This is a genomic window from Novosphingobium sp. BL-S-24, from assembly GCF_055521575.1.
In genome coordinates, this window is sequence record NZ_CM145487.1 from 1,032,501 (window position 1) to 1,051,780 (window position 19,280).

The 19,280-nt window shown below is 57.2% G+C and carries 18 protein-coding genes; 13 read left to right on the forward strand and 5 right to left on the reverse strand.

Going from position 1 to position 19,280, the window contains the following annotated elements; genetic code table 11:
- Nucleotides 1-588 precede the first annotated feature (588 nt).
- Both ACZ1JM_RS04605 and glsA read left to right on the forward strand, forming a co-directional pair.
- Nucleotides 589-1,155 carry a peptidase S14 gene (locus ACZ1JM_RS04605; protein WP_465131947.1) on the forward strand — a complete coding sequence of 189 codons (567 nt, stop codon included), beginning with the start codon at nucleotides 589-591 and terminating at the stop codon, nucleotides 1,153-1,155.
- A 59-nt stretch (nucleotides 1,156-1,214) separates the two neighbouring features.
- A complete protein-coding gene (gene glsA, locus ACZ1JM_RS04610) occupies nucleotides 1,215-2,180 on the forward strand; it encodes a glutaminase A (RefSeq protein WP_465131948.1) in 966 nt (321 codons plus the stop codon).
- Nucleotides 2,181-2,535: 355 nt separating this feature from the next.
- Here the strand turns inward: glsA and ACZ1JM_RS04615 are convergent, their stop codons facing one another.
- Both ACZ1JM_RS04615 and ACZ1JM_RS04620 read right to left on the reverse strand, forming a co-directional pair.
- On the reverse strand, nucleotides 2,536-3,756 hold the full coding sequence (locus tag ACZ1JM_RS04615) for a multidrug effflux MFS transporter (RefSeq protein WP_465131949.1): 1,221 nt from the start codon (nucleotides 3,754-3,756) through the stop codon (nucleotides 2,536-2,538).
- A gap of 347 nt (nucleotides 3,757-4,103) precedes the next feature.
- Entirely contained in the window at nucleotides 4,104-4,550 is a 447-nt protein-coding gene (locus ACZ1JM_RS04620; protein ID WP_465131950.1) for a ferritin-like domain-containing protein, read from the reverse strand.
- A 328-nt stretch (nucleotides 4,551-4,878) separates the two neighbouring features.
- On the opposite strand from ACZ1JM_RS04620, the gene ACZ1JM_RS04625 reads away from it, so the two are divergent.
- Nucleotides 4,879-5,112, forward strand: a complete 234-nt coding sequence (locus ACZ1JM_RS04625; RefSeq protein WP_465131951.1) for a PepSY domain-containing protein — start codon at nucleotides 4,879-4,881, stop codon at nucleotides 5,110-5,112.
- A gap of 134 nt (nucleotides 5,113-5,246) precedes the next feature.
- Here ACZ1JM_RS04625 and ACZ1JM_RS04630 read toward each other — a convergent pair whose 3' ends face one another.
- Nucleotides 5,247-6,308: an SDR family oxidoreductase gene (locus ACZ1JM_RS04630; RefSeq protein ID WP_465132582.1), complete on the reverse strand. Its 1,062-nt coding sequence runs from the start codon at nucleotides 6,306-6,308 to the stop codon at nucleotides 5,247-5,249.
- A 104-nt stretch (nucleotides 6,309-6,412) separates the two neighbouring features.
- On the opposite strand from ACZ1JM_RS04630, the gene ACZ1JM_RS04635 reads away from it, so the two are divergent.
- The 5 genes from ACZ1JM_RS04635 (at nucleotide 6,413) to ACZ1JM_RS04655 (ending at nucleotide 12,545) form a co-directional block, all read left to right on the forward strand.
- Nucleotides 6,413-6,793 (forward strand): winged helix-turn-helix transcriptional regulator, encoded by a 381-nt coding sequence (locus ACZ1JM_RS04635; RefSeq protein WP_465131952.1) that lies wholly within the window; start codon nucleotides 6,413-6,415, stop codon nucleotides 6,791-6,793.
- Between the two features lie 1,224 nt (nucleotides 6,794-8,017).
- Entirely contained in the window at nucleotides 8,018-8,962 is a 945-nt protein-coding gene (locus ACZ1JM_RS04640; RefSeq protein ID WP_465131953.1) for an alpha/beta fold hydrolase, read from the forward strand.
- Between the two features lie 994 nt (nucleotides 8,963-9,956).
- On the forward strand, nucleotides 9,957-10,532 hold the full coding sequence (locus ACZ1JM_RS04645) for an SRPBCC family protein (protein WP_465131954.1): 576 nt from the start codon (nucleotides 9,957-9,959) through the stop codon (nucleotides 10,530-10,532).
- Nucleotides 10,532-11,731: a zinc-dependent alcohol dehydrogenase gene (locus tag ACZ1JM_RS04650; RefSeq protein WP_465131955.1), complete on the forward strand. Its 1,200-nt coding sequence runs from the start codon at nucleotides 10,532-10,534 to the stop codon at nucleotides 11,729-11,731. Before ACZ1JM_RS04645 ends, ACZ1JM_RS04650 begins: the two co-directional genes overlap by 1 nt.
- Before the next feature lie 10 nt (nucleotides 11,732-11,741).
- Entirely contained in the window at nucleotides 11,742-12,545 is an 804-nt protein-coding gene (locus tag ACZ1JM_RS04655) for an SDR family NAD(P)-dependent oxidoreductase (protein ID WP_465131956.1), read from the forward strand.
- Nucleotides 12,546-13,036: 491 nt separating this feature from the next.
- Here the strand turns inward: ACZ1JM_RS04655 and ACZ1JM_RS04660 are convergent, their stop codons facing one another.
- A complete protein-coding gene (locus tag ACZ1JM_RS04660) occupies nucleotides 13,037-13,333 on the reverse strand; it encodes a hypothetical protein (RefSeq protein WP_465131957.1) in 297 nt (98 codons plus the stop codon).
- Between the two features lie 334 nt (nucleotides 13,334-13,667).
- On the opposite strand from ACZ1JM_RS04660, the gene ACZ1JM_RS04665 reads away from it, so the two are divergent.
- The gene (locus ACZ1JM_RS04665) at nucleotides 13,668-13,961 is read left to right on the forward strand and encodes a hypothetical protein (protein ID WP_465131958.1); all 294 of its coding nucleotides are present in this window, start codon (nucleotides 13,668-13,670) and stop codon (nucleotides 13,959-13,961) included.
- Between the two features lie 680 nt (nucleotides 13,962-14,641).
- Here ACZ1JM_RS04665 and ACZ1JM_RS04670 read toward each other — a convergent pair.
- Entirely contained in the window at nucleotides 14,642-15,556 is a 915-nt protein-coding gene (locus ACZ1JM_RS04670) for a hypothetical protein (protein WP_465131959.1), read from the reverse strand.
- Between the two features lie 444 nt (nucleotides 15,557-16,000).
- On the opposite strand from ACZ1JM_RS04670, the gene ACZ1JM_RS04675 reads away from it, so the two are divergent.
- The 4 genes from ACZ1JM_RS04675 to ACZ1JM_RS04690 all read left to right on the forward strand — a co-directional run bounded on the left by ACZ1JM_RS04675 (nucleotide 16,001) and on the right by ACZ1JM_RS04690 (nucleotide 19,095).
- Nucleotides 16,001-16,399 carry a VOC family protein gene (locus ACZ1JM_RS04675; protein WP_465131960.1) on the forward strand — a complete coding sequence of 133 codons (399 nt, stop codon included), beginning with the start codon at nucleotides 16,001-16,003 and terminating at the stop codon, nucleotides 16,397-16,399.
- Between the two features lie 768 nt (nucleotides 16,400-17,167).
- Entirely contained in the window at nucleotides 17,168-18,256 is a 1,089-nt protein-coding gene (locus tag ACZ1JM_RS04680) for an alpha/beta hydrolase (RefSeq protein WP_465131961.1), read from the forward strand.
- A gap of 60 nt (nucleotides 18,257-18,316) precedes the next feature.
- The gene (locus ACZ1JM_RS04685) at nucleotides 18,317-18,772 is read left to right on the forward strand and encodes a DUF4142 domain-containing protein (RefSeq protein ID WP_465131962.1); all 456 of its coding nucleotides are present in this window, start codon (nucleotides 18,317-18,319) and stop codon (nucleotides 18,770-18,772) included.
- Between the two features lie 140 nt (nucleotides 18,773-18,912).
- Nucleotides 18,913-19,095 (forward strand): hypothetical protein, encoded by a 183-nt coding sequence (locus tag ACZ1JM_RS04690; protein WP_465131963.1) that lies wholly within the window; start codon nucleotides 18,913-18,915, stop codon nucleotides 19,093-19,095.
- The last annotated feature ends 185 nt before the right edge of the window (nucleotides 19,096-19,280 follow it).

Here is a 19,280-nt window from a genome sequence, read left to right on the forward strand (position 1 = left end):
CGGTACAAGGCTTAAGGAAGCTGACGCTGGGCTTCCCGACTGAAGGGGCCGCCCCGCGAAGTTTGGGCAGACTTAGATGCTCTTCTTTCCATCCTGCCACCTATCATAAGTGAAGTTAACCGTTGCCTGCCGATGCGCTGAACCGAGGAAACGATCATTCTGTCACGCATTCGCATGCCCGATTATACGAATTCTGCACGCGACCGGCAGTGGATCCATCATTTCTTCGTCACGCTTCGCTCCACCTCTGCCGGATGGCGGCGATGAGCTTAATGCACTAACAGACCAATCGGTCCACTCGGTGCGGGCAGATCAGTTCGCTGGAAGGGAAGCAATAGAAAGATGCGATGCTGCAGCTGAGGCGAGCCGCCCGTTAGATAGATTCGCTCGCGGCGGCGGCGGAAACGCTCAAGTGACATCCGAGTGACTCCCAATTTTATAGACGACTACAAGGCGAAGTTATTCTGCCCGGAAATTCCGAGTGGTAGCTCTGCTAGGCTTGCTTCGCACGATCGGACCAGCGATCGAAATATCTAGGATCATTGGCGTGGTGGTCACGTTGTACATCAAGGTGATGGAGAACGATTGATGACCACTTTGCAGCCTGCTGATCTCAAACATCCTGCTATTTTTCTGGCAGGTAATGTTGATGAGGACATGTATGAAAAGTTCCGCGAGCAGCTGTCGTCGGCACCGGAGACTGGCTTGGTGGTCTGCGAGATGTCAACGCTGGGAGGTGATCCCGAAATAGCTCGGATGATGGGCGAGGACATCCGCTTTCACAGCGATCTCATGGTTGATACGCTTCGCCTCGTGTTTCTGGGCAAGGCGGTCGTCTACTCCGCCGGCGTTACCTTCATGAGCTATTTTACGAATGCCAACCGCTATTTATGCCGTGGCGCCCGGCTAATGGTCCATGAGCGCTCGATGACAAAAGACATAGAGCTGCGTGGACCGCTAACCCGCTGTCTCGCGACCGCTCAGGCGAGCGTGAACGAACTTGTCGCATCGATTGAGATGCAGAATGAGGGTTTCGAGAACCTCATTCGAGGCTCTTCTGTCAGTCTTGATGAACTCAAACATCGCGCCCCGGCCAACTGGTATATCGAGGCCCAGAAGGCGCAGTCGCTTGGTCTGGTAGCCGGGGTCGTTTAGCAACCACCCCCCAAAGGACCTTACAAACATTACCTACAAGCTGCCGGGGATGCGACTAGATGGATCATCATGAATTGCAGGCCACGCTCGACGAGATCGTTGCAGACATCGCGCGCAATGCGAAAAACATTGAAGCGGCCGCCGACGCAAAGGATCCAGAGGCCACTCCCCAGCCCTTGGGCATAGCAATTGCACTGCTCGATGGGGAAGTAATTCAATGCGGGGCTTCGTCTACCGCTTTCCCGTTGCAGAGCGTGGCGAAGGTGTTTGCCCTGGAAATTGCTATGAGCGCCATTGCCGACGAAGTGTTCAGCCGAGTGGGGAGGGAGCCTTCAGGTGATCCATTTAATTCCATTATCGATTTGGAACGCAATCATGGCATTCCACGGAACCCATTCGTAAATGCCGGTGCCTTGGCCATCGCGGATATCCTTTGCCAACACGGCAACGGTGATAGGCCAAAATCGGTTGTCGAGCTTTTGAAGCGCGAGCTTGCTGTTAACGCAATCGATCTTGATGAAGCGGTTTTGGCCAGTGAGGAAAAGGGGGGCGACCTGAACCGCGCGATGATTAGTTTCATGCGCCATCATGGCAATCTGTTTTCGGATCCCGACGACGTGATGCGGCAATATGTCGAACAGTGCGCCGTCCTTTTAAGTTGCGCCGATCTTGCCAGGGCTTCCATGTTTCTCTGCCGAACCCGGCTCGTATCTGCTACTAGCCAAGACAATGCCACGGCTAATCGTATGCGCAAGATACTCGCGTTAATGGCGACTTGTGGCCATTATGACGGTTCTGGCGATTTTGCCTTACGAGTTGGTCTGCCAGGGAAAAGCGGTGTGGGTGGGGGCATTCTGGCGATCATGCCGGAAGTGGCGTCTATTGCCGTGTGGTCTACTAATCTCGACCAGAATGGGAATTCTATTCAAGGCATTCGTGCCTTGGAAATGCTGTCAGCGAAAACGGGCTGGTCAATTTATGGACCGCCGACAACAGGGAACCGGCGAAAGGCCCGGTCAAAGTAACCGCGTCGCCCGGGTTGTGAACCTCCTGCATTTCGCAACTTACGTCAGGCAAGTAGCGCTTTCGTCACACTTACAATCGGTCGACCCGATTTCTCCCCCAGGCTTTACTTCGTCAAGTACCCTCGATCGTTGCGTACCGTTTTAAGTCCTGACGAGGTCGCGCGTCTCATCGGTGAGACCACTTCTGTGAAGCATCAGGCAGCATTATCGGTGGCGTATGGCGTAGAGCTGCGCGTGGCTGAACGAGGCGGCCTCGGGAGCGGCTATTCTGAAGGTGACTGTAACTTCGCTGAAGGAAAGAGGACAGGCGGCCAAATCGTCATCGGTCGCAGCCGTTGACCTCCTAACTCTTCGTTTACGCCTCACGGGCGCGGAACAGCCGACCGCCTTCGATGCAGTAGACAATGGCGAGCACTGCCACGCCGATGCTCAGATAGCCTACTGCCAGCGGCAACGTCGTGCCTGCATAAGCCTGGCCGATGGCCGAACCCACCATCACTGCGCCGATGCTGGTGACGAAGCCCTGTACCGACGAGGCCGTTCCTGCGATGTGGCCGACCGGCTCCATCGCCATGGATCCGAAGTTGGAGCTGCACAGCCCGATCGAGGTCATGCTAAGTGCCTGGAGGATTGTAAAGCTCGTAAGGGTTTCCAGCCCGGCAAAGATGATCAGTACATGCAGTATGGAGAGCCCAATCAACGCGAGCAATGCCGTCTGCGAAATCATTCGCGTTCCCAGCTTCTCCACAAGCCGGCTGTTGGCGAAGGCTGCCAGTCCCATGGCGCCGGCGCAGATCGCGAACAGCCATGTAAAGTGGGCCCCAGCGCCGAACTCATCAACGAAAATCTGCTGTGAAGATGAGACGAAGGCGATGATCCCGCCAAACGTAAGGGAGGCTGCCACCGCGTAGCCGATGGAGAATCGGTTTGTGAGCGTAAGCCAGTAACTACGTCGCAAGGCAATCAAGGAGATCGGCACCCGGCTTGTAACTGGCAGAGTTTCTGGCAGGCGCACAAGCGTCCATGCGAGCACGAAAGCGGCGAAAGCGCCAAGCGCATAGAAGATGAACCGCCATGGCCCGAACGCGAGCAGCGCCTGGCCCAGCGTCGGCGCCAGGATCGGCACGACGAAGAAGATCATTTGCGCGACAGACATGGTGCGAGCCATCTTCCGTCCGGATGCGCCATCGCGGACGATAGCTACCGCGAGTACACGGGTAGATGCCGACATCAGCCCCTGCAACAAGCGCGCGCCGAGCAGCGCTGGGAACGTAGCCGAACCTGCCGCAAACACACTGGCGGCAACGAAGCCGATCAGGGTGCCGACGAGGACCGGTCTCCGGCCAAACCGGTCCGCGAGAGGGCCATATACCAGCTGTCCTGCGCCGAAGCCGACCATGTAGACGGTGACGATCCACTGTCGATGATTGGCATCGCTTATAGCAAGCTCACGGCCTATGTCAGCTAAGGCAGGCAGCATCAGGTCGACGCCCAGTGCGTTTACGGCCATGACTGCGGCGACGAAGGCGACGAATTCGCGAGGATGCATGGCGGCGGGGACGGGTTCGGCTGTCATCGGCGGCGCTATCGGCGATATACCCCAGCGTTACAAGCCAGACGCGCCATCCGCGAGGGACCGGCCCGCTCTTTCGCTCAGCAGGAGGGTGACTTCCAACGCGTTCCACTGCCGCGCACTGCGCGGTGATTGAGCGAAGCATTGATTACCGGTTCCATATCACACTGAGGATTGCCCCGATCCCGGACGCTCCCAAGCCAAAATGGATGCCTGAGTTCGACCCTTCGCTCATCGCTTTGGTGTAAGACTTAATGCATATTTGTGAAATGCTACAGATGACAGAGAAGCTGCCGATCAGCCGTCGCTCATATGAATAAGGCCGCCCGCAAAGGGGCGGCCTCAAGAAATTATCGTATGCTGTGCTTTAGCGCGCTCATTTTATCGTGGCCTTCTTTGACCGATACAAAAGCCTTTTCCACAGCAGAACGTGATGAAGGCTCCAAGTCTGTGTCGCGCAGCGCGTCTTCGAACTTGGCTTTGATGTGATCTTCACCACGCTCAACTTCTTGAATGATCGCTTTGTCGTCTTTGCCAGTGATCGCCTGCTTCAAATCCATAAAGGTCCGGTGAGCCGCCGCCAGGAAGCTGCTGTCGTCCTCCGGGTTTCCGCCCAATCGGCGAACTTCGGCCTGAAGATCGGTCGCCGCAGCACTACGGTCCCGCGCGAACTCCGCGAACATCGTAGCGAACTGAGTGCTCTCAGCATCCTTAGCGGCGTCTTGGTAGCCTTTCATGCTATCTAGAGTCGTTTTGATCAGGCCGTTAAGCGTTGAGATCGTACTATCCGTGTTCATGATGTTCTCCTGATGGGAGTTGCTCTAACCATCTGCCAGCAAACTTGATCCATTCTGAGCAAAACAAGCGTTGGGCCTCGCCCCCGAGCACGCTGGCTGGACCGGTGTGGATCGAACGAACTCCCGAACTGGTGGATGCAGTCCTGGCGGCGCATCCGGAGGCTGCCAGGTCCTATCAAGTCAATCTTCGTACCGGGCGTGCGCAGCCCGCGCGCGTGAGTTGGCAGGGCGGCGACCGAAGCGGCGACGAGCATGGCTGCGAAAGACGTTCTACGCTGCGCCCGATGCCAATTGAAAGCTGCAGGTCGAGGAGCGTTGACCCACCCCGGTGGCGCAATTCATAGATGTCCTGCACCAGCAGGTTGGTCTTATGATTCATCAAGAGATCGCTATGCCTGTCATGGGGGCAATCTCGCTGCTCTACGCCATCGCACTTATTTCCGGGGTAGTTGTCCTTTTGCTCAGTCTAGTGAGATTCTTCGCGCTGCGCAGCGGGAAGAACGTCAAGCGGATGTGGATTGACGTGCATAACCTGCTAGGCGCTTTGGCATATCCAAAGTAAGCCTTGCATTGACCGTCACACGTCGAGCACGCTGTATTGCCATCATCCGTCGGGCGTAGGCCTACTCCGTGACTTTCGCACAAAATTTGGCATCCTCGCACGGAACGTCTGCGTGTCTCTCTCGCGTGCGCACACTACGGGATGAGCCTATCCGCGCGAAGCTGTTCGAACAGCGCGTAAAAGGCCTCGTCGGTTGATTGATATGCCGTAAAACCGAGTCGCCGACTTTTTGACATGTCCGTGACAACCTCGATTGGTCGGCCAAGATCAGCATCGGTGTGCCACGGAGACGCGAGACGTGACAAATCCGGCTCAGTGAGACCCTCGCGCTCAGCTATCATTCGCCAGGTTTTGGCATCATCCGCCATCTGCTTTTCCAATGGCCGCACAGTTCCATCAAACGGTTCTGCGTCGATGCCGAACCAGTCTGCTATTCGGCTCCACATCCACTGCCAGCGGAATACATCGCCATCGACCACATTGAAGTCTTCGTTATGGGCAGCTTCGGTTTCCGTCGCCCATAATAGATGCTGCGCCAGCTGCCCGGCGTCTGTCATGTCGGTCAGGCCGTTCCATTGCGCAGCCGAACCGGGGAAGATGAATGGCCGACCGGTATCTCGGCATAAGGAGGCATAGACCGCCAGGGTCGTTCCCATGTTCATGGCGTTGCCAACCGCCTTGCCGATGACCGTATGGGGGCGATGAACGCTCCAGGTAAAACCATCGCGCTGCGCTGCCGCGAACAGTTCATCTTCCTGAGCATAGTAGAAGTTTTCGACATCAAGCCGGCCTTGCTCCTCGCGAAAGGGCGTCTGGGGCAGGCGTCCTTTACCGTATGCCTCGAAAGGGCCCAGATAATGCTTAAGCCCGGTGACCAGCGCGACGTGGCGCGATCCTGAAGGCATCGGCAAACCGGCCAGCAGGTTGCGAACCATATCGGCGTTCACCCGGATGTTTTCCGCTTCGCTTTCCTGGCGTAGCCACGTGGTGATGAAGACCGCTTCAGGGTCAAAATCCGCGAGCGCTGAAGAGGTGGCCTGTTTATCCTGCAGGTCGGCAACGATCGGCACTACGCCGTTCTGTTCGACCGGGCGCCGGGAAAGCCCATAGACTGTCCAGCCCTTCTCGACCAGCAATGCGGCAGTCGCACCCCCCACGATGCCGGTTGCACCCACTACCAAAGCCGTCTTCGACATCATCGTCACCTTCGTGTCATTCAAGAAAACCTGAGCTAGGCACGGAGGGCGGTTGGTTCTAGACGGCACCAAACAGGTCACTAGGCACCGAAAGGTAACCAGTCATGCTCCCCGGTACCGTCGAAGAAGAATGGCGAGAGGATTGCGCCCCGCGCCGGGTGTTATCGCTTTTCGCCACCAAATGGACCAGCATGGTGCTGCATACCTTACATGCCCGCCATGGTGGGGCCTGCCGCACCGGGGCGTTGCAGCGAACCCTTCCCGGCATTTCGAAAAAGATGCTGGTGCAGACGCTGCGAGACATGGAAGAGATCGGGTTGCTCAGCCGTCATGTCCAAAACAATATTCCACCGGCGGTCGAATACCGTCTAACCGAGCTCGGCATACGTTTTGTTGAGCCGGTTGAATTGCTCTACGCATGGGGACGCGACAATCCCGACGCCTTGGATCAGCTCGGCAACAGACCAACTAGCAGGCGAAATTGATACCTCAGCCGCCGATCGGTATACCGATTGCGGTTGTCACTGTAGCCGTCAGTCGCCCCTCATCATTGCAGGGCAAATTAACTTCCTCGCCATGGAGCACCGGGCAGTTTTGCGGTGCACTGCAAGTAGCTGCCTGTTCGACTATCGTACAGATTGTCTGGGTCGTTCCAGCCCAGCTTTTCGCTAAGCATTTATGCCTGAGCTATCTTAGCTCAACCCACCTGGAAAGATGGACGCTATCGAAGATACGATCGACATTTCTACCAGGCACCCGGTGATCGATCGGGCTAAATTACGATGCGCTCGATCGCATATCGCTGGATGGGAATGATTTTCGTCTGCTCATCGATCAGGAACGTTGGAGATCCGAATGAAATATTTGTTAAGGACCGTCACGTCAGTCGCGATCTTCATCCTGTCGTATCAAGCGGCGCAGGCTCAATACGCGCCTGTAGACCCCATTCCCATGGGGCAAACCGCAACAGGCACAATGGCGAACAAACTGTCGGGTGAAATCGCAAGCGGTAGTGGCCGGTCCAAGTCAGTATCGAGCCGATGCCTTGCTGACTCTGGCCCGGGACCCGAACGGCGCGCGATGGAAGCTGAATACAAACGACGGCTGAACGCGGAGGGATCCGCAAACGCAAATGCCTGGCGCGCAGAGCATGGCCGCCGCTATCGCGCGAAACTAGCTGCGGCCGGCAAGTGTAACTAGCTGATGAGGCCTAACGGCACTGACAGCCTCTGCCCAATATGATCCCGGGAATTCTATTTTCATGGGGCTGGCCTCGACAACCACAAAGTCCAACAAGCTTTCCGGGACATGGCAGGCGGTCAAGGAAGCGAGCCTAAATTTTGCTCCGAAACACACGAATACCGACACTTACCAGCCATCTAGCAGTTTTCATTGCCCATCAATAGACCAGCCGCTTTCGTGTTTGCCGGCAGTCGATTGGCCGTCAGTGTTTTCAGCGGGTTTCTGATCTGCTTGTTGATGTGATACTCGTCCTTAGACGCCATGGGAGCGATAGGATGTGTCGATTTCTCACTAAGCCGATCGCGTTGTTAGCGGTGACGCTCGCCCTATTCCCTGAACCGGTTTTTGCGCAGAAAATCGGGTCGCTGATAACCGCTCAACCTGTCGCCCAAGCGCCGTCCGGGATGCGGGCTTGGCGTATCCGATATTGGACTTCGGACAACGGCAAGCCAATAGCTGTCACGGGTATGGTGATCGCGCCGAACGCCAAACCCGGTAGTCGTCCGGCACGCGTTATCGCCTGGGCGCATGGCCTTATTGGTATTGCCCAGCGTTGCGCACCTTCGATAGGTGCAACGAATTTCACTATGATCCCGGCGCTCCAGGATGCGATCCGTCGCGGATACAGCGTTGTCGCCCCCGACTATCCTGGCTTGGGCTCCGATATGGTCCACCCAGTCCTAGTCGGCCGTAGCGAAGGCAGCTCGGTGCTTGACGCGGTGCGGGCAGCGCGCGCGATACCCCAGGCGAATGCAGGATCCCGCTTCGCTCTCTGGGGCGAGTCCCAAGGTGGTCACGCTGTTTTGTGGGCGGGGCAGATGGTCGCCAGCTATGCGCCAGACCTGCAACTCGTGGGCATCGCAGCTATCGTCCCGCCCACCGAACTCGCGCGCAATTTCAACGAGAGCAAGGATCTGCGCGTCAGGGCGTTGCTGACGTCATACACCGCCGCAAGCTGGTCTCGCTATTATGGCGCACCCATGTCGACGTTCGGTTCGCGGCAGGTCCAGAATGTGATGATTCGGCTGGCGAACAACAATTGCGTCCAGCCCGACGCCAAGCCCCGGCTTGGCACGATCCTTGGCATCGCAATCACTCAGAACGCGGTTAGCAAGATTGACCTTTCCAAACATCAGCCATGGGCTCGCCTGATGGCCCAAAACAACCCGTCGCCCACAGCGATAGCTGTGCCTGCCATGATTTATACGGGGACCGGCGATACCATTGTATCGCCTGCCGTGGTTCGGGATTTCGCTCGCCGCGCCTGTGCATCCCACAAAACCATAGCTTACAAACAGGTCGAGGGCGGAGAGCATGCGACTGTCGCGCGCATCGAGGCACAGACAACGTTAAGTTGGATCGACGGACGTTTTGCCGGGCAACCGGCGCCAAACACCTGTTGTTCGATGTGAATAGCTGTTGGCGACCCTCTGGGGCCACTTAGGTTTTGGTTTGAACTTCCAAATTGTGGAACATCAGCTTTTCGGGCGGTTGTCGCTAAAAGCTGTGGGATAGCGCCATCGGCAAAAGCCCCTCCTGTGAGTTAAGCGAAACCTGTTCTCTAGCGTGTGAATCCGACACTCTCTTGCCGGTCTCTATGTCGCACCCGGATTATCGTGCCGAGGGGGGCATGAAATGCGTCCGGTTCGCAGTGCTGGGGCAGCGGACGCTATGCTGCAAGCGACGATGACCAGATAGTGTTGTCGAACCCGTTTTCTCCCTCCGATCGCGCCACTGCCCCTGTTTATGAAGCGGATCAAAACGGGGAAGTATCGTCGCCCTACATAGGACCGAACTACGCTCGCCCCTTTCAAATAGCCATGGTCATCTGCGGCGTTGCCTTAACCGTCCCATATCACGGACGGGCGGAACGCCGAAGAGGCGGCGATATTCGCTGCTGAACCGAGAGGGACTGTGATAGCCGACGCGGAAGCCGGTCTCTGCCGCATCACGCCGGTCCGCCAGCATCTCGCCCGCGCTTCCTGCAACCGTAGTAGCTTTTGATATTGCACCGGGGTCATGGCGGTGGCGTGGCGGAAATGGTCATGAAAGTTCGACAGACTCATCCCGGCAAGGGCGGGTGAAGATGCCGCCGCTGCCGCCCTCATCCGCCTGACACCGAGGCTTTGCGGCACAATTGCAAGACCGAAGTCGTGGGCACGGCACTCTCGGAAAGCGAGCGGTGTGAGATCCTTGCTGAAGTTCTGATGACCGAGGCCGATCATATCGCGCGTCGTAGGGCCTGATCGAGGGACTGAAATGCTACCAGACCGTTGTGGCAAAACGTGCCTGAGGCGAGATTAATTTTCGACTGTACTGGGTCCTTATCCGCGCGGCGATCGTTCAGTTGGGAAAGCGGTCACGTTCGATTGGACCGGCAGCATATCCGAATTCATGGAGAGCAAGATGGCAAACCTGAGCGACGACGCGCCACCCACCACGTCGAAATCGAGCGAAACGCGCGATGCAGCGGCGCAAGCGTCTCCCGAAGCGCGAGGCGATGCCCTGATCGGTAGGACCGTGACAATCAACCGGCCTCGCGCCGAACTCTACGCCTGTTGGCGCGACTTTGCGCAACTGCCTTCGTTCATGGACAATGTCGAAAGGGTGGACGTCATATCGCTCACTCGCTCGCATTGGGTGGTCAAGGCGCCTGCTGGAAAGACCGTAGAATGGGACGCGCTCGTCACCGAGGAAAAGGAAGGCGAACTGATCGCCTGGACCTCCGCCGATGGAGCTGAGGTGCCCAATAGCGGCCGAATAGAATTTCGTGATGCGGGTGATCGTGGAACCGTGGTTACCGCGACGATCGTCTACGATCCGCCCGCCGGCGTGGTCGGCAAGCTGATCGCCAAGATGTTTCAGCGCGAACCTGCGATCCAGGCTCGCCGCGACCTGCGACGTTTCAAGCAACTGATGGAAACCGGTGAAATCGCCACCTCGTCGCGCACCCGCGCGCAGCTTCAAGAGGAGAAGGCCTGATGCGCGCGCTTACCTGGCACGGCAAGCATGACGTCCGCGTCGATACCGTAGATGATCCCGAAATCCTCAACCCGCGCGACGCGATCATCAAGATCACTTCCACTGCGATCTGCGGCTCGGACCTTCACCTTTACGATGGTTACATCCCCACGATGAAGGCGGGCGACATCCTTGGCCATGAATTCATGGGTGAAGTGGTCGAGACCGGGCCAGGATCAACGCTGGTAAAGGGCCAGCGGGTCGTCGTTCCTTTCACGATCGCTTGCGGCAACTGCTATCACTGTGGCAAGCGCCAATACTCTGCGTGCGACAACGGGAACCCGGCCGACAACCAAGACATTGGCATGGAGCTGTACGGCCAGCCGATGTCGGGCTTGTTCGGCTACAGCCATTTGACCGGAGGCTATGCCGGCGGACAGGCTGAATACGTACGCGTGCCGTTCTCAGACGTGGGGCCGATCGTCGTTCCCGATGGTATGGATGACGACGAAGTTCTGTTCTTGTCCGATATCCTGCCCACCGGCTGGCAAGCGGCCGAGAACGCGGACATCGAGCCCGGCGATACGGTCGCGGTGTGGGGATGTGGCCCCGTCGGACTGTTTGCGGTGCAATCGGCATTTCTGATGGGTGCGGCACGGGTGATCGCAATCGACCATTTCCCGCACCGGCTTGAACTGGCCCGTAAGTTTGGCGCAGAGACCATCAATTTCGAGGAATCGAAGACGTACGAAGCGTTGATGGAAATGACTGGCGGCATCGGGCCGGACGCGGTGATCGATGCGGTAGGCCTTGAAGCCCACGGCTTCTTTGTCGACAACGTCGTCGATCAGATCAAGGCGTCGATGTTCCTGGGCACTGATCGCATCCACTCGATCCGCCAGGCGATCGTTGCTTGCCGCAAGGGCGGCCGCGTTTCGATGCCGGCCGTTTATGGCGGCATCGTCGATAAGTTTCCCCTGGGCGCCTTTATGGAAAAGGGCCTGACCCTCAAGACCGGGCAAACCAGTGTTCAGCATTACATGCCTGCCCTGCTCAACGCGATCGTCGAGGGCAAGATCGATACGACCTTCCTCATCTCGCACCGGATGAGCCTGGAAGACGCGCCTAAGGGCTACAAGATGTTCCACGACAATCAGGATGAAGTGACCAAGGTGGTGCTCAAGCCGGGCTTCACAGGCACCGCCATCGCGGCCGCATAGGAGACGCATAATGACAGACAAATTTGCGATCATTACCGGCGCTTCGACCGGCATTGGCTTCGAATTGGCAAGCATCGCCGCTGAAAACGGCTACGATTTGCTCGTCGTCGCCGACGAAGGGCTGATCGATGCTGCCGCCCGGGATTTCCAGCTCCATGGCGTCAACGTCAAAGCGGTGCAGGCAGACCTCTCAACGCTGGAAGGGGTCGACACCATGCTGGAGGCTACCGCCGGCCGACGCGTCGATCTGCTTTGCGCCAACGCCGGGCGCGGTTTGGGTCACGCCTTTCTGGAACAGGATGTCGCCGATTGGCGCCGGGTCATAGATACCAATATTACTGGAACGCTCTACCTGCTGCAAAAGGTGGCGCAGGACATGGTAGCGCGCAACGAAGGCAAGATTTTGATCACCGGTTCGATCGCCGGCTTCATTCCTGGCAGCTTCCAGGCGGTGTACAACGGCACCAAGGCGTTCGTGGACAGTTTCGCCGACGCCCTGCGGAACGAGATCAAGGATTCCAAGGGTGTCACCGTGACTACTCTAATGCCGGGGCCGGTGGAGACGGAGTTCTTCGATCGCGCTGACATGCTCGACACCAGCGTAGGGGCATCCGAAAGCAAGAGCGATCCTGCCGATGTCGCGCGCGACGGTTGGGATGCGATGATGAAGGGAGAAGCGCACATCGTGTCGGGCTGGAAGAACAAGATCCAGGCCGCGGTGGCGCACGTCACCCCTGCATCGATCCTTGCCGAGCAGCATCGTAAGATGGCGCAGCCGGGATCGGGCGAGAGTTCTGATGACGGTCGTCAATAGAATAACCCCGATTTTGGGCAGTGCGAACCAACGATTGAGACATGAACGCCACGATAGAGCGCACATTCAACAGTCGTCGCCGTACCGAGTTGGCGGTCGGGCGACCGATCCGCGCGTGATGCTTCGAGTGCACCGGCGTGGTCGTATCATCACCTGGCGATTAAAAACAGCTTAGGCTATACGTCCCAGCGGCGGCGACTTCGCGGCTCATCTGTACCTCGAGCGCTGGGACGTACCGATTTCCGATGCTAGATCCGTCTGAGTGGACGTTAACGACGACGCTCGCGCCTCAATCGTCACTCACATGTTCGAAAAGGTCACCGTGAAGAAGAGGCTCGCGTGTGAGTTAGGGCATTGTAAAGGAGCGACGGTCACGCGCTCACTGAACGGGCCAAAACCGCCCGTCCTCGACGCCGCACCATCTGCCGCCGCTTCCTTTGCCGGAGCGGGTGCTCGAACTGCTTTTCGAAGCTGCCAAGCTCGCCAGAGCCCTACCGCTCATCATCAGGCGGAAGGTCGAGCGAAAGGCTGGCGCTGATCGCCTTCAGGATCATGAGGGACGTTTGAAGCGTAGCAGGGGGATCTCCACGCTCGATACTTATGTCTTCATTAACCTCGGCTGCCGTTTCGACTACTTCGATGGCCTCGGCGACACTGAGGATCGACCGCGCGATCAGACTATGGATCAGGCTTTCAATCAGCAGCACCGCGGCCTGCCCGTACGCCAATGGATCCGGCTTGGCAGATGGACAAGCGCCATCGTTACCCTTCGAGAAATCCTCGGTCACGCACCGTACTCCGGTCAGGCAAGAGCACTTAGTCTCTTAGCCGCCGGTGCCTGCAGAATGGGCCGACGATCATAGACGAATAGCAGTGTCAGCAAAGGAATCCATCATTCAAATCAACTTTCGATATTATAATAGGACAATGTTATAGCGTAAGAAGATGCGCGACACGGTTGTGTGGAAAATCGCTTCATCGATAAGCTTCGGGGCTTCGGGCCGCTCGATAAAGCGGACGTCAAGGCCCTGAAACCTGTCACCGCCAAGCCGCGTAAATTTTCGGCACGAAAGAATCTTATCCGAAGGTGATTGCCCCTCGTGCGATCATCATGGCGGCTTGTTGGACGAGATGGATCACAGCATTCAGACCATCGCCTCTGCGGTGCTAGCGGCCATCGATAGAGCTCATATGGATAAGCATCGTGGCATCACCAAAGCGCTGTATACCGCGCAGGTCGTTGAAAAAGGCACGATGCGCGCCTGGATTAACGGCATGGGCGAAGAACCAGTATCGAGCGCGTTGCTCACCTTATGTGTGAACCGTACCTGCGGGCCCGCAACATCGGCCTGGCCAGCAAGCCCGAACTGGACATGCCCGTCTCACAGTTTTTGCTGGCAGATTCGCTTGGAATGACCCCGATCCATCTCAATAGGGTTCTCAATCTCGCAAATGATTTGAGCGATGCGCTGACGCACATTGTGCTGACTGCTGCTTAGGAGCTTTTGGCGATGGATCGACCTTTTAATCAAAGCTTCCCGGAACCGCCCTCGAGCAATATTGGCGTGTTGACCAGCGGCGGAGAGCATCGCTGCAACGGGGATCATCGCAACCTCTGTATGGGCTAACGCCTGCACGCTGCAATCTGCCGGCTCCAGGAAACTGGTTAGCAGATCGACGAGATCTCCTTCGATCTGGACAGACGTGCACCGGAAGCGCCGGCTATGATGCTGTATGAAAAGCCGGACAGCAGCAGGCCCACTGGCTGGATGGCTAGGGGGGCAACAAAGGCAAGCCGCATGGCGTATCCGCTTCTCCAGATCCGGATGTGGACTTGCATGGACGAACGTCCGGCGGCGAAAGCCGGGGGCTGCTTATCCCAATCCACACACCGGGAAAAGCCCACGCAGGGCGGCTTACTGGGCAATGGTGGCCAAACCAATATAGGGTATAATGGCAGCGACCAAGCAGGCAACAACGGGCCGGAATCTGCTAATTCCCTAACACCCGGTGATGACGATTACACTGACCAGGGTCAAACCGGCCCCAAGCCCAGTCCTGATGCACCCCAACCGGAGTGAACCTTTGCCGTTTGGTTACGGTGCGACGAGGAAGGGAGGCCGTTGATATTCCAATGCGGATATCCGTGCGCCGGGTGTCCCCGCCGTGGTGCGATCGTACAGGGACGCAGCGAATCTACTGCGCCCCACCGTCTCGGTAGCCAAATGCAGCGCCAGGATTGCGGCCAGTCCCAGCCACCAGGCGGGGTGGGCACGGCCATAGCGCCGTCTGTCGCGCATGATACCGGCTAGCGGGAAAGCGACCATGCCGATGAAGACCGCCGTGAGCATCGAATACATAAACAGCGGAGCAGGCAGCAAACGCCCGAATGCCGGACCCATGATCGCAGCCATGCCGCATATGATAAGGCGCGGGTGCCAGTCGCGATCTCGCCGCTTGAAAACCCCGCCAATCAATAGCGCCGCGAAAAGAAGCACGCTTAGGGGGTTCATTAAAAGAAACTGAGCGGGAAGAAAAAAGAATGGAACCGCCGCTTTTTGCACGGTCCATACAGTGGTCAAGGTGCCGACCACGACCATCGCGATCGCCCATCCCACCGCGACCCAACCCAGCTTGCGGTGCATCGCCAATGAACCGGTCGCCGCAAGTAGCACTTGGGCCAAAAACAGCAGCACCCAACCCATGAACAAGACGGCATGGATATGCACGTAAATAGGGGCGTGGAATGTCGAAACGCCCAATATGGCGAAGAGCGAGAATGCGCCTATGTTGAGGAGCCCCATCAAGCAGGCGATCAGTACGTAAAAGCGGTTCTCGGGCAAAACCAACGGACGCTCCAACGTTAGCCTCGTTTGCATGCTATTTCCCCGATCGGCTGCCCGTTTAAATCGGAACCGTAATACGTCACAGGACGAGGTCTGGGAATATCCTCCAAAATACTGCCGTCCAGACCGATCGCGAAGATGGCCGCTAACGCCATCTTTGGGCATCTGGCTCCCAGGTCGCTATTCAAGCAATTAGATGCGTAACATCGGCTTCTGGGACGGCAGACTCGATCAACACTGAGCGATGGCACTCTGCTGCGGGATCGCGCTCGAAACGCGGCAAGGCCGTGGCATACCCTGTCTTAAGTGAACGCCGGCGCGCCATCTGCGCACGAGCCTCGGGTAGCTCCAAACGTCCCGCATACACTTCAGCCATTCGCGCATGATTATGTTTGCGCGCGAGATGGCTTTCATCTTTGGCGCTAGGAGACAGATAAGCCGATCAACGGCGTGCCAGGACCGGTGAGCCGTTGCGCATGTCGCCGAAAATTAATGATAAGCGATGGCGTCATCGAAACGATGTCTGAGCGTGACCAAGTCGGCAATTCTGCTAGCGCGTCGCGAGGGGGCGCTTTTCGACTATGAAATGCCCCAGGTAGGAGACGATGCATGCTCTTTCACACCATGATTGGGTCAAACAACATTGAAAAGGCAAAGCACTTTTATGACGCGGTGCTTGGCACTCTTGGAATTGGAGAGGCAATAATCAATGTCGCCGATAGTGGCCACACTCGTCTGATTTATCGGAACGGCGATGGCGCCAATTTTATCGTTACTCAGCCCATCAATGATGAGCCTGCAACCGTTGCAAACGGCAGCACCGTCGCTTTTGCCTGTAACTCTTTGGCGCAGGTAAGGCAGTTCCATGACGCGGCAATCGCTAGTGGGGGTACGTCGATCGAGGCAGCGCCCGGACCTCGTGCAACGGCAACGATGGGTACAATCGATCTTGCCTATTTCCGCGATCCTGATGGCAACAAACTGTGTGGAATACACTTCCCTGCATAAACAAGCCGACAACATATTGGCTTGAGTTGGCTGTCCAGCCCCGCCCTGGCTGGGCAGCTGAAACTAATGCTGAGAGAAAGCAGGGCAGCGATCAAGGCGCCTGTTTTACAGGCTATCTGAGTAAAGCAACTCTAGGTTCGCTGTCATCGTGCGCTTCTCAGGCTCGCATTCAAGCCCGGATCAAACGCTGAACCCGGTGGCTAGGTGTTACGTTACACCAGTTCACCGACGACAATCCTTTTCGTTATTCGCTCGACCTCAAGCGGAACGGCTCATCCCGTAATTTTATATATGCAGCGAATAGAAACGGACGATCCGCACCTAACGGATCGAAATCGTTGGCTGATGACTTGGAAGGGGTGAGAGTTGAGGGCAGGATTCGGACTTCATTGCCGTTCGCGCCAACATCTGTCTTTTGGCGAAACCCGGCAACCGACGGGCAAGGAGTAGGCTGAAACTCCCTGTGACGTCACGATGACATGGATTGGAAAAAGACCCTTGCCCAATCTCGACCAGCAATCTGGTAGCGATCGAGAACATCGTAAAATCATGAAAACTGGCACCTTAGATGACCAACCGGTAGGCCACACCAGTCAAAATATTGACCATTCACTTCCTAGGTCCAGAAATTTGGAACTCACTGTAAATATGCAAGTAGTGATGAGAAGCATTTCGAGATAACCTAAAGCAATATTGGTGTTTTTCGCGGAACTGTTGGGCCGATGACCGGTTGGTGTGCTGGGGTGGCAAGCAAAACAGGGACTGCCTATGAAATCCTCCTTCGCTATCGTGCTATTCGCCTGGACCGCACTGACGGGCCCGGCGCTTGCGCAGTCGATCATCTCACCCAACGCAGCGCCACCACCTCGTGCGCCATCCACGGCTATGCGTCCTCCCGTACCTGCCGCAGATATGCAGGCCGTTCTGGACGCTCACGCCGCACTCGGCGCTAAGCCAATCGAGACGCTCACCCCCGTAAAGGCGCGCATTCAGCCAAGTGCCGCTGATGCAGCGACCGCCGTCATGCGGAAAAAGGGCATATCGACTGCACCTGACGCAGCGGTCACGACAAAAGACGTGCCGTATGGCGCCGATCCGATGCAATATGCCCGCATTTATCGACCATCAGCAGCACCGGCTGATGCAATTCTCCCGATCATTATTTACTATCACGGCGGCGGCTGGGTGATTGCCGACGTAAACACCTATGACGCCACGCCCCGCGCGTTGTCCAAGCAGCTTAATGCGATGGTCGTATCAGTGGAATATCGCCACGCGCCGGAAGCCAAATTTCCCGCCCAGCACGATGATGCCGCCGCTGCCTATGCCTGGGTGATCAAAAGCGCAAAAAACTGGCGCGGCGATCCTAAGCGGATCGCTCTGGCGGGTGAAAGCGCCGGCGGCAACCTGGCTGTTGCAACGGCAATCTATGCCCGCGAAAACGGCCTAACCGCACCGCAGCATATCCTGTCGGTATATCCGATCGCGAATAGTGCCATGGACCTGCCATCACGGAAAGACTCGGCAAATGCCAAGCCGCTCAACAGCGCCATGCTCAAATGGTTCGGCTATTATTATGCGCGCGGCAGTACGGATCAGCAGGACCCGCGCATCAATCTGGTTGCCGCTAATCTGAAGGGCTTGCCGCCGGTCACTATCGTCAACGCGCAGGTCGATCCGTTGCGTTCGGACGGAGAAACGCTTGCCGTGGCATTGAAGGCGGCCGGCGTGTCGGTCGAGCAGAAGACGTTCGCAGGCGTAACTCACGAATTTTTTGGAATGGCGCCAATCGTACGCGGCGCCTTCGACGCGCAGGCTTGGGCGGTGTCGCGCCTGAAGCCAGCACTGTCGAAATAACGACTGCCCCGTCCTTTTTCCAGGAGCAAATCAATGAAGGTTTTTTACGCTTTTCTAGGATTGGCGGTTCTGGCTGCTGCGCCGGCCAGCGCTCAGGTTATGACGCCAGGCGATTATGTGAAGACCACGGGCGCCAGCGACCTTTATGAACGAGAGTCGAGCACGCTCGTTTTAGCAACCAGCAAGGACCCGAAGGTCAGGGACTTCGCGGCGATGATGATAGCGCACCATACAAAAAGCACGGCCGATGTGAAGGCGGCGGCAGCCAAGGCAAAAGTGGCAGTGCCGCCGCCAGCGCTCACCCCGCTGCAGCTGGAATTGGTGGCACAGTTGAAGGCTGAAAATGGCCTGGCTAGAGATGCGCGCTATATCGCTGAACAGAAGGCTGCACATGGCCAGGCACTGGCCGTGCAGCAGGCCTACGCGAAGGATGGGACGGCCGCAACGCTCAAAACGACAGCCACTGCAATCGTGCCAGTAGTACAACAGCACATCCAGGAACTGATGAAGATGTGACGTAGTGCCGGGACGCCCGATCGGACGTACCCGGCCACCTCGCCATACTATAAACAAAAAATTTATGATGCGCGTCCCGTTCGGTTGCCTCCTATCTGTTTTGGCTACAGGTCCAGTGGTGACATCGGATCGCTCGACCAGTGAACTTGCGCCTTGGCCTGAACACGATTCCCGAACCGCTCTACGATCGGTTTTATCTGCCCGCGTTGAAGATCGAGCTTGATCCTGGGGCTGTGATTCTGACGGCAGACACATTCTACGTCCATCGCAAGACGAGCGGCCGAAGCGACGATACGACGTCGAACATTGGATTAACACCGTAGAAACCGGGACCTTCCTCCCGGGCATTGAAAATGCGAATTACTTCACGGATAACCATACCATTCACGCAGGAACTACGTTTGCAAAGCACCAACTCCGGCGACCGGCTAAACTGGATCGCGGTTTCTTTTTCAGAAATCCTATGTGTGTGATCAGTTCGTGGAAAATGTACCGCGCGTACGCGATT

Excerpts from the sequence above, each read along its gene's own strand:
- ACZ1JM_RS04605 (WP_465131947.1), top strand. The coding sequence starts at position 589 with ATGACCACTTTGCAGCCTGCTGATCTCAAACATCCTGCTATTTTTCTG.
- glsA (WP_465131948.1), top strand. The coding sequence starts at position 1,215 with ATGGATCATCATGAATTGCAGGCCACGCTCGACGAGATCGTTGCAGAC.
- ACZ1JM_RS04615 (WP_465131949.1), bottom strand. The coding sequence starts at position 3,756 with ATGACAGCCGAACCCGTCCCCGCCGCCATGCATCCTCGCGAATTCGTC.
- ACZ1JM_RS04620 (WP_465131950.1), bottom strand. The coding sequence starts at position 4,550 with ATGAACACGGATAGTACGATCTCAACGCTTAACGGCCTGATCAAAACG.
- ACZ1JM_RS04630 (WP_465132582.1), bottom strand. The coding sequence starts at position 6,308 with ATGTCGAAGACGGCTTTGGTAGTGGGTGCAACCGGCATCGTGGGGGGT.
- ACZ1JM_RS04635 (WP_465131952.1), top strand. The coding sequence starts at position 6,413 with ATGCTCCCCGGTACCGTCGAAGAAGAATGGCGAGAGGATTGCGCCCCG.
- ACZ1JM_RS04640 (WP_465131953.1), top strand. The coding sequence starts at position 8,018 with ATGGTGATCGCGCCGAACGCCAAACCCGGTAGTCGTCCGGCACGCGTT.
- ACZ1JM_RS04645 (WP_465131954.1), top strand. The coding sequence starts at position 9,957 with ATGGCAAACCTGAGCGACGACGCGCCACCCACCACGTCGAAATCGAGC.
- ACZ1JM_RS04650 (WP_465131955.1), top strand. The coding sequence starts at position 10,532 with ATGCGCGCGCTTACCTGGCACGGCAAGCATGACGTCCGCGTCGATACC.
- ACZ1JM_RS04655 (WP_465131956.1), top strand. The coding sequence starts at position 11,742 with ATGACAGACAAATTTGCGATCATTACCGGCGCTTCGACCGGCATTGGC.
- ACZ1JM_RS04670 (WP_465131959.1), bottom strand. The coding sequence starts at position 15,556 with ATGCCCAAAGATGGCGTTAGCGGCCATCTTCGCGATCGGTCTGGACGG.
- ACZ1JM_RS04675 (WP_465131960.1), top strand. The coding sequence starts at position 16,001 with ATGCTCTTTCACACCATGATTGGGTCAAACAACATTGAAAAGGCAAAG.
- ACZ1JM_RS04680 (WP_465131961.1), top strand. The coding sequence starts at position 17,168 with ATGAAATCCTCCTTCGCTATCGTGCTATTCGCCTGGACCGCACTGACG.